The organism is Variovorax sp. 278MFTsu5.1 (assembly GCF_048305045.1).
Lineage (GTDB): Bacteria > Pseudomonadota > Gammaproteobacteria > Burkholderiales > Burkholderiaceae_C > Variovorax > Variovorax guangxiensis.
The window spans coordinates 6,667,177-6,679,094 of record NZ_CP157622.1; the positions used below are offsets into that span (position 1 = coordinate 6,667,177).

The 11,918-nt window shown below is 67.7% G+C and carries 13 protein-coding genes; 10 read left to right on the top strand and 3 right to left on the bottom strand.

Annotated elements, in window-relative coordinates; translation table 11 throughout:
• Positions 1 to 36 precede the first annotated feature (36 nt).
• The 3 genes from ABL844_RS31140 to ABL844_RS31150 all read left to right on the top strand — a co-directional run bounded on the left by ABL844_RS31140 (position 37) and on the right by ABL844_RS31150 (position 4,032).
• Positions 37 to 1,185: a PepSY-associated TM helix domain-containing protein gene (locus ABL844_RS31140; protein WP_418130012.1), complete on the top strand. Its 1,149-nt coding sequence runs from the start codon at positions 37 to 39 to the stop codon at positions 1,183 to 1,185.
• Positions 1,186 to 1,282: 97 nt separating this feature from the next.
• Positions 1,283 to 3,421 (top strand): TonB-dependent receptor family protein, encoded by a 2,139-nt coding sequence (locus ABL844_RS31145; protein WP_418130013.1) that lies wholly within the window; start codon positions 1,283 to 1,285, stop codon positions 3,419 to 3,421.
• A 50-nt stretch (positions 3,422 to 3,471) separates the two neighbouring features.
• Positions 3,472 to 4,032, top strand: coding sequence for a YaeQ family protein (locus ABL844_RS31150; RefSeq protein ID WP_369660368.1), 561 nt, complete (start codon positions 3,472 to 3,474; stop codon positions 4,030 to 4,032).
• 15 nt (positions 4,033 to 4,047) lie between these two features.
• Here ABL844_RS31150 and ABL844_RS31155 read toward each other — a convergent pair whose 3' ends face one another.
• Positions 4,048 to 4,353: a putative signal transducing protein gene (locus ABL844_RS31155; protein ID WP_369660367.1), complete on the bottom strand. Its 306-nt coding sequence runs from the start codon at positions 4,351 to 4,353 to the stop codon at positions 4,048 to 4,050.
• A 2-nt stretch (positions 4,354 to 4,355) separates the two neighbouring features.
• Positions 4,356 to 4,838, bottom strand: coding sequence for a DUF3717 domain-containing protein (locus ABL844_RS31160; RefSeq protein WP_184639356.1), 483 nt, complete (start codon positions 4,836 to 4,838; stop codon positions 4,356 to 4,358).
• Positions 4,839 to 5,337: 499 nt separating this feature from the next.
• Between ABL844_RS31160 and ABL844_RS31165 the strand changes: the two genes are divergently transcribed.
• From ABL844_RS31165 to ABL844_RS31175, 3 genes are all read left to right on the top strand, one after another.
• Positions 5,338 to 6,087, top strand: a complete 750-nt coding sequence (locus ABL844_RS31165; RefSeq protein ID WP_126021057.1) for a TerC family protein — start codon at positions 5,338 to 5,340, stop codon at positions 6,085 to 6,087.
• Positions 6,088 to 6,172: 85 nt separating this feature from the next.
• A complete protein-coding gene (locus tag ABL844_RS31170) occupies positions 6,173 to 6,637 on the top strand; it encodes a hypothetical protein (protein WP_369660365.1) in 465 nt (154 codons plus the stop codon).
• Positions 6,638 to 6,734: 97 nt separating this feature from the next.
• Positions 6,735 to 7,088: a phage holin family protein gene (locus ABL844_RS31175; protein ID WP_126021055.1), complete on the top strand. Its 354-nt coding sequence runs from the start codon at positions 6,735 to 6,737 to the stop codon at positions 7,086 to 7,088.
• A gap of 19 nt (positions 7,089 to 7,107) precedes the next feature.
• Here ABL844_RS31175 and ABL844_RS31180 read toward each other — a convergent pair whose 3' ends face one another.
• On the bottom strand, positions 7,108 to 8,673 hold the full coding sequence (locus tag ABL844_RS31180; protein WP_418130014.1) for a M48 family metalloprotease: 1,566 nt from the start codon (positions 8,671 to 8,673) through the stop codon (positions 7,108 to 7,110).
• A gap of 54 nt (positions 8,674 to 8,727) precedes the next feature.
• On the opposite strand from ABL844_RS31180, the gene moaC reads away from it, so the two are divergent.
• From moaC to ABL844_RS31200, 4 genes are all read left to right on the top strand, one after another.
• A complete protein-coding gene (gene moaC, locus ABL844_RS31185; protein WP_126021053.1) occupies positions 8,728 to 9,219 on the top strand; it encodes a cyclic pyranopterin monophosphate synthase MoaC in 492 nt (163 codons plus the stop codon).
• Between the two features lie 460 nt (positions 9,220 to 9,679).
• The gene (gene pilV, locus ABL844_RS31190; protein WP_418130015.1) at positions 9,680 to 10,276 is read left to right on the top strand and encodes a type IV pilus modification protein PilV; all 597 of its coding nucleotides are present in this window, start codon (positions 9,680 to 9,682) and stop codon (positions 10,274 to 10,276) included.
• Complete coding sequence (locus ABL844_RS31195; protein WP_418130016.1) at positions 10,273 to 11,301, top strand: PilW family protein; 1,029 nt, start codon at positions 10,273 to 10,275, stop codon at positions 11,299 to 11,301. The genes pilV and ABL844_RS31195 overlap by 4 nt, the downstream gene beginning before the upstream one ends.
• Positions 11,302 to 11,916, top strand: a complete 615-nt coding sequence (locus tag ABL844_RS31200) for a pilus assembly PilX family protein (RefSeq protein WP_418130017.1) — start codon at positions 11,302 to 11,304, stop codon at positions 11,914 to 11,916. It begins immediately after the preceding gene.
• Positions 11,917 to 11,918: the final 2 nt, after the last annotated feature.

The following is an 11,918-nucleotide window of genomic DNA, read 5'->3' on the forward strand; positions in this document are numbered from 1 at the left end:
ACATTCTGCGAGGGGCCCGCCGCCCCTCTGTTGGTCATGCGCGCCCCTCTGAGACGCCTCTGGCTCAAGGTCCATCGCTGGATCGGCCTCACGCTCGGTCTGATCCTCGCACTCACCGCACTGCTCGGCGCCATGCTGGTGGTGGGACTGCCGCTCGACCGCTGGGCACATCCCGATTTCTTCATCGCCCATTCGGCGCGTTCGGCCCCGGCCGGCGACGCCACCAATGCCGTGCTGCCGCTGGAGGCCCTGCGCCAGCGCCTCGCGGCCGAGTTCGGAACCGACGCCGACTTCACGCTGCGCCCGCCGCGCAAGCCCACCGACACGCTGCAGGTGCGGGTGCGCGGCAAATGGGAAGGCACGCTCTACCTCGACCCCGCCACCGGCGCCGAGCAGGGACGCCGGGGCACGCACGAGGGCGCCTACAACATCCTCTTCGAGCTGCACAGCAGCCTGCTGCTGGACGACACCGGCAAGGGCGTGCTCGCCTTCGCCGCGCTGGCCTACCTGTTCCTGCTGGTCACGGGCATCGTGCTGTGGTGGCCGGTGCGCTGGCCGCCGTCGCTGCGCATCGTGCTCGACCGCGGGCTGCTGCGCGGATTGTTCGACCTGCACCGCACCGGCGGCGCGGTGCTCGGCCTGCTGATCGCGGTGTCGGTGGCCACGGGCGCGTACATGGCGTGGCGGCCGCTGGGCAACTTCATCTCCAGCGCGATGGGCCAGCAGCCCGTCAAGGCGCCGGTGATCCCCAAGGGTGCGGCGGCCGGCCCACTCCTGCCGCTGGACGAGCTCGTGGCGCGCGCACAGCAGGTCTACCCCGGCCAGCCCATCGGCTTCATACAAGTGCCTGCCAAGGCCGGCCGGCCGATGCGCGTGCGCTTGCGCCTGCCGGACGATCCGCATCCGAACGGCATCGGCTCGGTGTGGCTGAACCCGGTGACCGGCGAGGTGCTCGCCGCGCGCAAGTGGCAGGACCTCGACGCCGGCAACGGCGCGGTGGCGGTGATCTATCCGCTGCACACCGGCGAGCTCGGCGGGCCGCTGCACGAGGCGGTCACTGCCCTGCTCGGCCTCGCGCTCGGCGGCCTGGGCCTGAGCGGCGTCTGGCTCTGGTGGCGCCGACGCGCCATGGCGAGCGCCGCCCGCGGCGACGACACGCTTTCCCGAGGCACGACCGCGCCCTGAGCGGCTCCACGCCGCGCACGACCTTGCTTCTTCATCATCAGAAAACCCGTAGGAGGGATCTCCCTTGTCGTTCACGCACAAACGCACAGCCATCGCGATGGCGCTGCTTCCCCTGAGCCTGCAGGGCTTCGCCGCCGAGGCCGAGCCAGCAGCAGCAGCCGACGCGGCCAAGTCGCTGGAAACCATCACCGTCACCGGCGACTGGCTGGGCAGCCCCAGCGAAACCAAGGTGCTCGAGCACCCCGGCGCGCGCAGCATCATCGAGCGCAAGCAGATCCAGGAAAGCGGCTCCTCCAACGTGCGCGACGTGCTGCGGCAGATGCCCGGCGTGCAGGTGCAGGAGAGCAACGGCACCGGCGGCAGCGACATCTCGCTGAACGTGGGCGTGCGCGGCCTGACCTCGCGCCTGTCGCCGCGCTCCACCGTGCTGCTGGACGGCGTGCCGCTGGCCTACGCGCCCTACGGCCAGCCGCAGCTGTCGCTGGCGCCGCTGTCGCTGGGCAACCTCGAAGCCGTCGACGTGGTGCGCGGCGCGGGCTCGGTGCGCTACGGCCCACAGAACGTGGGCGGCATCATCAACTTCGTGTCGCGCGCGATCCCGAAACGGTTCTCCGGCGAGGTGAGCGTGGGCGTCGAAAGCGCCGGCCACGGCGGCGGCACAAAGACCACGCCCAATCTCTTCATCGGCGGCACCAACGAGAACGGACTGGGCCTGGCGCTGCTGTACTCGGGCACGCACGGCGACGGCTTCCGCCAGAGCAACGACCGCACCAGCATCGACGACCTGATGCTCAAGGGTGCCTACCGCATCTCGAAGACCGACGACGTCGCCATCACGCTGCACCACTTCGAGGGCAAGGGCCGCATGCCCGGCGGCCTGACGACGGCGCAGTTCGCGGCCAATCCCTTCCAGTCGGACCGCCCCTTCGACGAGTTCACCGGCCGCCGCACCGACGGCTCGGTGAAGTACACGCACAACGACGGCGTGAACAAGTTCGAGATGCTGACCTACTACACGGACTCGTACCGCAGCAGCTTCCTCGAGCAGGAAGGCACCGGCGCGAACAATGGCCGCCGGCGCCTCACCTCCGCGCCGCGCAACTACAAGACCTTCGCGGTCGAGCCGCGCTACTCGCGCCTGATCGATTCGGGCAGCGTGGTGCAGGAAGTCAGCGTCGGCTACCGCTACCTGAAGGAAGAGGCATCGGAAGTCGCGACGCGCAGCGCCTACTACCAGCCGCGCCCGGGCTTCAACGCCTTCGGCCTGGCCAACCCCGCCTACCAGACCAGCAAGGGCGGCACGACCGCGCATGCGTTCTACTTCGACGACCGCATCGACTTCGGCAACTGGACGATCACGCCCGGCGTGCGGCACGAGTCGATCCGCTCGTTCAACGACGTCTACACCATCACGAACGGCCGGGCCACAAGCGCGATCTATCCGAAGATCGATTCGGACGAATGGCTGCCCACGCTGTCGGTGCTCTATCGCATGAGCGACCGCTGGTCGGTGTTCGCGAACGCGGGCGTGTCGTTCGGGCCGCAGCAGTACGCGCAGCTCGCGCAGTCGACCACCGGGCTGCACCCAGAGAAGGCCAAGACCTACGAGATCGGCACGCACTACAAGGGCGAGGCCTGGAGCGGCGAGCTCACGCTGTTCAACATCAACTTCGACAAGGAGCTGCTGCTGGCGCGCTCCATCACCGGCGACGTCGGCCAGTGGACCGACCTGGGCGCGACGCGTCACCGCGGGCTGGAATCGGCGCTGCGCTACGACCTCGGCACGCTGAGCGAATCGCTCAAGGGGCTGTCGGTGTCGGGCACGTACACCTACACGCAGGCCATCTCGAAGGCCGGCGCCTTCGCCGGGCGCGACCTGCCCTTCTACTCGCGCCAGGTGGCGACGCTGGGCGCGCGCTACGAGCGCGGGCCGTGGACCTTCAACGCCGACATCTACGCGCAGTCGAAGCAGCGCTCGCCGGGCTCGCCTGACGACGGCGCAAGGTACGTCACGCTGGAAGACGCCACCGGCCGGCTGGGCGACATTCCCGGCTATGCCACGATGAACCTGCGCGCGGCCTACGACTTCGGGCCGTCGATGAGCAACCTGAAGCTCGCCGTGGGCGTGAAGAACCTCTTCGACCGCCGCTACTTCAACCGCTCGGTGGACAACAACGGCGGCAAGTACGTGGGGCAGCCCCGCACGGTCTACCTGCAGGCCTCGGTGGCGTTCTGAGGCTTCGCCCGAGGGGTGCCGGCGGGCGCCGGGCCTAAACTCGCGCACCCATGGCCCTCAAATCCACCATCTTCAAGGCCACCCTCGCGGTGGCCGACATCGATCACGGCTACTACGCCGACCACGCGCTGACCCTGGCGCGCCACCCCAGCGAGACCGACGAGCGGATGATGATCCGGCTCGTCGCGCTCGCGCTCAACGCCCACCAGCTGCAGGACGTGTGCAACGGCGACGGCACGCTGGCCTTCGGCGCCGGCCTGTCGAACGTCGAGGAGCCCGACGTGTGGCTGCGCGACTTCACAGGCGAGGTCAAGCTCTGGATCGAGGTCGGCCAGCCCGAAGACAAGCCCATCATCAAGGCCTGCAACAAGGCCGACGAGGTGATCGTCTACGCCTTCAACCACGCGGCCGAGATCTGGTGGCGCGGCATCGAGAACAAGCTCACGCGGCCGCAGAACCTCAAGGTGTACCGCGTGCCGACCACTGCCTCGCAGGCGCTGGCCGCGCTCGCGCAGCGCAGCATGCAGCTGCAGGCGACGATCCAGGAAAACACGCTGACGCTGGGCGATGGCGTCAACAGCGTCGACATCGAACTGGCGCGCTGGAAGTAAGCGCCGCAGCCAGACTCAGGCGGCCGGCATCATCTGGCCGCACTGCCAGCACTGCTCGAAGCCGCCCTCGACCTGCTCGCCGCACACGCAGCGCCAGCTGCGCTGCGGACGGTGCTGCAACTCGTGCAGCAGTCGCTTGGCAAGATCGAACTGGTTCTCGTCGTCGATCCAGATCTCGGGCAGGCACTGGTCGGGCGGCAGCTGGCCCATCACCGCACCGAGGAATTCGCGCTGCACGGTGGCGGCCACGCCCTCCTCGCGCAGGGCATGCGCCCACACGGTCGCGATCGCGAGATTGGGAGCTTGCGCGAGGCGGCGCATGGTCAGGGGGCCCAGTTCTTCTCGTCGTCGGGATCGAACTCGGGCTCGTCGGCCGACGCAGACGAGGACGGATCGCGCTCCGCCTCGCGTGCGCGCTCGGCATAGCGGTTGAAGCGCCAGGCCGAGTCTTCCATGGTGATGCGGCGCCATGTGGCGCGCTTCTCGACGGGCGACATGCCGGGCCAGAACTGCACTTCGTCGAAGCTGCGGCCGCAGCCCTTGCACTCGTCGTCGCCCTGGCTGGTGGAGCAGATGGCGATGCAGGGCGTGTCGGGCGTGCTGTCGTACCAGGCCATCCAGGCGGCCCAGGCCTTCTGCGGAAAGCCGACCTCGTCGACCTCGTCCTCGTGGTGGAAGACCATGAGCGCATAGACCTCGGCCAGCGCCCGCAATTCGGGACCCAGCGTGACGCCGTCGGGCGAGGGAGTCCTGTCGCGCCAGTAGTTGATGGCGGCCTCGATGTCGGTGATGTGTATGGCGGCCATGGAGCGTGAAGAAGCAGCGGACGGCGATCATAGTCCGGCAATGTCCCGAAGCATCAAAGGGACATGATCGCTATGAAAACAAGAGCATCACACCTTGCATTCATGCGCACTTCGAAGCGGTTCTCTTTAAATTTCTGAAAACTTTCGATTGCGCCACCTGGAGCTTGGATGCTCTAATCCGCCGCACGAAGGGGAGTAGCTCCCGAGCGCTGTCGGCCACGACGGCGCGAATCGTCAGGTCGTCAATACGAAGCAAAACACTTCCGGCCTGCCGGGCAACGTACGCGCTCTATTTTTCGCGCGCACGCTGTCGAGCAAGACCTTCGATTTGAACCTGTGCAGGTTTGGTCGAAGCGTTCGCAAGTCCCCGGAATCACCCGGCCTTCATTCCTCGCTTTCGACCCGCCCCGCACGGGATGAATCGAAACGCATAGACATGCGCCTTCCGTCGTCACCCCTGAAGGGAGAGGCAGGGGCGCGAAGACAAAAGAGGAAAGCTATGGAAATGTTCATGACCCCGGAGTTCTGGGTCGCAGTCGGTCAGATCATCATGATCGACATCCTGCTGGGCGGCGACAACGCCGTGGTGATCGCGCTGGCCTGCCGCAAGCTCCCGCCGGCCCAGCGCACGCAAGGCATCCTGTGGGGTACCGCGGGTGCGATCGCGCTGCGCGTGATCCTGATCTTCTTCGCTCTGACCCTCCTGGCCATTCCGTTCCTGAAGCTGGTGGGCGCGATCCTGCTGCTGTGGATCGGCGTGAAGCTGCTGGCTCCCGAACACGACGACGCGCACGGCAACATCGCCGGCAGCGACAAGCTGTGGGGCGCCGTCAAGACCGTGATCGTGGCCGACCTCGTGATGAGCGTCGACAACGTGATCGCCATTGCAGGTGCCGCCCAGGGCGCCGGCGACAGCCACCAGATGCCGCTCGTGATCTTCGGCCTGCTCGTGAGCATCCCGATCATCGTCTGGGGCAGCCAGCTGGTCATCAAGCTGATGGACCGCTTCCCGATGATCATCACCGCCGGCGGCATGCTGCTCGGCTGGATCGCCGGCACGATGGCCGTGTCCGACCCGGCCCTGGCGAACACCGCCGCCTGGACCTGGGTGCCGAAGGTGCCGCAGACCGACGTGATCAAGTACGCAGCCGGCGTCCTCGGCGCGCTGCTGGTGCTGGTGATCGGCAAGTGGGTGGCCGCGCGCCACGCCCGCAACAAGCATGAGGAACCGGCGGTGACGACCGGCTGAGCGCCGGTGGTCATTGCCCCCGACCGCGAACGAACTTCCTGTCCAACCCAGTCTCTGTCACTCTAACTACCTGAAGGAGCACGCCATGGAAAAGATCATTCTTTACGTCGACGACGCCACCTACGCCTGCGAGCAGTTCGCCGAACTGGCGCCGGATGCCAACAGCGTCGTGGCGCGCCATTGGGTGCTCGTGGCCTGCGCTCCGCGCATGACGCATCGCATCAGCAAGTGGGTGAGCCACAGCGCCCGCGAGAACTGGCGCGCCAAGTGGTTCAGCAAGGTGCAGGCGCAGATGACGCCGCTGCTGGAGCGCAACGGCGGGCAGGTGACGGCGGTGCTGGCCAAGGGCCCGCTGGCCGAACTCACGGCGCAGCTCAAGCGCGAGCATTCGGCCGCCCACGTGGTCGATGCGCGTCGTCCGAAGGTCGGCGTCGACCTGGAGCCGGTGACGCCGGACCAGACGCCGCCGCACCAGTCGGGCTGGGCATTTCCCGGCGCGGTGATGGGCATGGGCGCGCTGCTGGTGCTGGCGAACGAGCTGGCCGAGTAAGACCGCAGGAAGCAGCTTCCCAAATCGACGAGCCCCGGCGCGGCAACGCACCGGGGCTCGTTGTCTTTTGCGGGGCCTGGTGGGGTATCCTGCCGCCATGCGCATCATCCTCAAATGGCTGCTCAGCGCCGTGGCGCTGCTGGCGGTCGCCTATCTCTACAGCGGCGTCCAGGTCAACAGCTTCGGCTCCGCGCTGATCGCCGCGGCGGTCATCGGCCTGCTCAACATGATCGTGCGGCCCGTGCTGGTGATACTGACGCTGCCCGTCACCATCGTCACCCTGGGGCTCTTCCTGTTCGTCATCAACGCGCTGCTGTTCTGGGCCGCCTCCGGCCTGCTGGGCGGCTTCCACGTCAACGGCTTCCTGGCCGCGCTGATCGGCTCGCTGCTGTATTCGGTGCTGGGGCTGCTGATCGAGTCCGCGCTGGGCGGACTGCTCTCCAAACGCTGAGCGCCCGGGAGCGCTCGAGTCACTTGAGCGGCGGTTCCGCCGCCTGCTCCTTCACCAGCACCTCCACCGCACGAGCGCGGGTGTCGATGATCGACGCCTCGTAGTGATCGACCACCTTGGACTGGCGGACGATCTCCTGCGCGGCCTTGAAGCGGTCGCGCGCCGCGGGGTAGTCGAGGATCGCCACGTTCGCCTCGGCGTCGGCGCGCACCGCGCGCAGCGTGTCGTTCTGCGCGCCATAGAGGTTGCCGAGCGCGCGCCAGACCGTCGCGTCGCGCGGGTTGGCGGCGACCCAGTCGCGCAGCACGGGAATCATCGGCGCTGGCTGGCGCATCGCCGTGGCGGCCTCCGCCGACAGCAGCATCTCGGGCCGCTCCTTCGACCTGGCGTCCAGCAGCGCCGCCGCCTTGGGCGCCGCACCCGCGGCAAGCTCGATCTCCGCGCCGAGCCAGCGTGCCTGCTTTGCCGCGGCAGGGTCGTCCGCCACGCGCGCGGCAAGGCGCTCGGCCAGGGCGCGCGCGGTCTTGTAGTCGCGCATCTCCTTTGCCGACAGCGCCGCCGCGTACAGCGTGCCCGCCTGCTGCGCCGGCGAGCTCTTCGCGAATTCACCGCTGGAGGCCGAGTCGATCCATAGCCGCAGCACGTCGACGCCGGGGCGGGTGAGCACGCGGGCGCGCGAGGCGATCATCGCGTGGTCCATGGCCAGCGGCTGCGGCGGCACCGTATCCATGTTGAACTGGAAGCGGCCCTGCATGTCGGAGATGCGCTCGGTCGTAAGCGGGTGGCTGCGCAGATAAGGATAGGAGCCGTTGTCGTTGAGGCGCGAGGCGTACTGCAGCTTCTCGAACATCGTGGCGGCGCCCTGCGGCGCGAAGCCGGCCTGCGTCATCACGCCGAAGCCGATGCGGTCGGCCTCGCGCTCCATGTCGCGCGAGAAGTTCAGCTGGTTCTGCGCGAACATCGCCTGGCTGCCCATGATCATGGCCTGCCCGGCATCGCCGTTGCGGCTCTTGCCGGCGGCGATCATCCCGAGGATCAGGCCGGCGATCATCAGCGGCATCTGCCGGCCCTGCTTCGTCATGATCCGCGAGATGTGGCGCTGCGTGACGTGCGAGAGCTCGTGCCCCAGCACTGTGGCCAGCTCGTCGCGGCTGCCGACCACCGCCACCAGCCCGAGGTTGAGCCCGAGGTAGCCGCCCGGCAGCGCGAAGGCATTGATGTTGCGGTCGCGGCCCAGCAGGATCGTCCAGGCGAAGCGCTCGTCGAGCTCCGGCGTGAGTTCGCCGCGCGCGCGGGCGGCGACCAGCAGGCGCTGCCAGATGTCCTGCACGTAGGCGGCGATCACCGGGTCGTCGATGTAGTCGGTGTCGCGGTAGAGCTCGCGGGCGATCTGGTCGCCCAGATGGCGCTCGGCGCTGGCGGTCATCTCGCCGCCGTCGCCCATGCCGGGGAGCACCTGCTGGATCTGCGCCAGCGCGGGCACCGGCAGCAGCACTTGGGAGGCTATCAAAACGCTAGCACACAAGGTTTGCAGGGTGGGCCTCGGCTGGCTTCTGGAGTGGGGTTGGGGAGTCAAGCGCGGCATTCCTCGTCTGTGGCTCGGGCTCGTATGATGCACCTCCAACCTGATCGTTCACCCATGAGCACCCTCACCCATTTCGACGCCCAGGGCCAGGCCCACATGGTCGACGTCGCCGCCAAGCCCGCAACCCACCGCGTGGCCGTCGCCACGGGCCGCATCGAGATGCAGGCGGCGACGCTCGCGCTGATCGAGTCCGGCACGGCGAAGAAGGGCGACGTTCTGGGCATCGCGCGCATCGCGGGCATCCAGGCGGCGAAAAAGACCAGCGACCTGATTCCGCTGTGCCATCCGCTGGCGCTGACCCGCGTGGCCGTGGCCTTCGCGCTGGCCGATGCGGGAAGCGCGCCCCAGGTGGTCTGCACGGCGACCGTCGAGACCGTGGGGCCGACGGGCGTGGAGATGGAGGCGCTGACGGCCGTCCAGGTGGCGCTCCTGACGATCTACGACATGTGCAAGGCGGTGGACCGCGGCATGCGGATCACCGACGTGCATGTGCTGGAGAAGCACGGGGGGAAGTCGGGGAGCTGGGTGGCGGGAGCCTCCGAGTAGCTCGACGAAGCCTCCCCCGAAGCATTCCGTCCCGCGGCCAGGACACGTCGTCCTCGACCGAGTGGCATCGCGCCAGCCACAACAAATGACCGCCCCGGCCAAGCCGCACGTCTGCTGCGCTTGCGCCTGACCTGCCCGGGCAGGCAGAGGCCGCAAGTCGGCTGAAACGCCGATCGTCCCTGAGCCGCTGCACAGCATGTGCTGTGCAGCACGCCCCCTTCCCTTCATCCACTCGCGTCGCGAGCAGGTATCAGCGATGCCTGCGGCACAGCGCCGCCCCCCAAATCCGTCGAGTCCGACAACGGATCGACAACGAATGTCTCCTGACGGTTGCCATAGCCCGACGAGCGGCGCACCGATCACGACTCGCGTGCCGCATCATTCATAAACAATTTTAGACAAAGTTAACAGCAGTTAACACGATGAAGATCTCTTTTGTTAACAAATCGCTTCCCGATCGATGAACTCCTTTTCCCGTCAAGCAAGAAATGCCGGCCGCGTTGCGGGTTTCACGCTGATCGAGGTGCTCGTGTCGATCGTCGTGCTGTCCTTCGGGCTGCTGGGCATGGTCGCGCTGCAGGCGGCGTCGCTGCAGGCCAATCGCGATGCCCGCCTGCAGTCGATGGCGGTGGTGCTGGCCCGCGAGCTGGCGGAAATGATGCGGGGCAACAAGGACCAGGCGCTGCTCGCCACAAACAATCCTTATCTGACTGGCAAGTTGTCGAACCCGTTGGTGGCCCCGAGCGCGTCCTATTGCCTTTCGGTCGGAAGCTCGTGCAACACGCCGGAGAAAGTTGCGCAAGCCGAACTGACCGACTGGCTGGCACGGGTGGACGACGCGCTGCCGGGCGCAAGTGTCCGTATCTGCCGCGACACCGCGCCCTTTGCATCTGACGGCACGGCACAGTGGAGCTGCACCTCCTCCGATAGCAGCGATCCGATCCTGGTCAAGATCGGCTGGAGCCGGCCATCCCTGAAGAGTGGCGACACGAACGTCTGGAAGGCGTCGGACCGGCCTTCCGTGGTGCTGGCGGTGACGCCGGGGAGCACGCTTTGATCGCCTCCTCCCTTCCCGCCTTCTCCTCGTCCCGCCGCGCCGTTCGCGGCCTCACGCTTGTCGAACTGCTCGTGGCCATGGCCGTGGGCCTGGTGGTCGTGCTGGCAGCGGTATCGGCCCTGTCGGTGGCGCAACGTGGATTCACCACGGTCGATGCGGCTTCGCAGCTGCGTGACAACGGGCGGTTCGCGGCGGACATGATCCAGCGCATCGGCGTGCAGGCCGGCTACAAGGATGTGTTCTTCGCGGCGACACGCCCGAAGTCCGCCGCGAGCAACCCGGCGCCCAGCGTCATGGGGTTCAACAACGCCAAGGTCGACCTCTCCGATCCGCTGGCCGCATCCAGCGAATGGCCGAGCAGGGAAGCCGGCGCGGGCAGCGACGTGCTCATCCTGCGCTACCAGGTGGCGCAGACCTTCGCGCTCACCGCGGACACCGGGGCCGACAAGTCCATGATCGACTGCGCCGGCAACGCGCCCTCGACGGCGCCGAACATCAGCGAGGCGGGTGCGCGGTACACGCGCATGGCCAGCATCTTCTCGGTGGGGCAGAGCCAGGGCGAGCCGTCGCTGCTTTGCACCTACTACGACGCGGCGACGAGTGCGTGGAAGTCCGCGCCCATCGTGCAAGGCGTCGAGAACTTCCAGGTGCTGTACGGCGTCGATGGCGTCGCCGCAGGCCAGGGTCCTGCGAAGAATGCTGCGGTACCCGATGTTCCGAACGCCTATCTGCGGGCCGACCAGATGGAAGTCGATGACGATGCCGCCGCAACCCTTGCGAATTGGCGCCGGGTGCGCAGCCTGCGCATCGGCATGGTGTTGCGCAGTGCCAAGGGTGCCGCGCAGGACATGGAGACGCAGACTTTCCATCCGCTCGGCGTCGCAAAAGGCAGTGATAAAGGTCAACGCGGCAGCGCCTTCGCAGTCGGCGACGACGCCGGCACCACCTTCCAGCCGACGCCCGACGGACGGTTGCGCCAGGCCATGACCTTCACGATCCACCTGCGCAACGACCAGGGGCTCTGAATGAAGCATGCCCTCTTCAGCCGCCCTGGCCGCCCCAGTCGCCCCAACCGCCAGGCTGGCGCCTCGCTGATCGTCGTTCTGCTCCTGCTGGTGATCGTCTCCATCCTCGGCGCGGGCGCGGCGCAGATCGCCACCATGGGCGAGCGCAGCGCTCGCAACGACCGGGACATGCAGGTCGCCTGGCAGTCGGCCGAAGCGGCGCTGATGGATGCCGAGTTCGACATCCACGGCCCCGCTGCCTCCAGCCGGCGTGCCGTGTTCACCGACATGGCCAACACCAACGCCTTCGTCAGCGGTTGCGGCAACTCAGGCAACAGCAAGGGCCTGTGCGCCCTCGAAACCACCGGCAAGCCCGCCTGGCTGGCGGTGGACTTCACCGCGACCACCGGCGCCAAGACCACCGCCTACGGCGAGTTCACCGGCCGCAGCTTCCCCGCGGGCGACAACGGCATCCAGCCGGCCAAGGCGCCGCGCTATGTCATCGAACCGATCGAAGACCCGGCCAACCGCGACGCCTCGGGCGGTTCCGCCAGATACATCTTCCGCGTGACGGCCATGGGCTTCGGCCCCCGGGCCGACATCCATGGCGTCGTCCAGATCATCTATCGCGACTGACG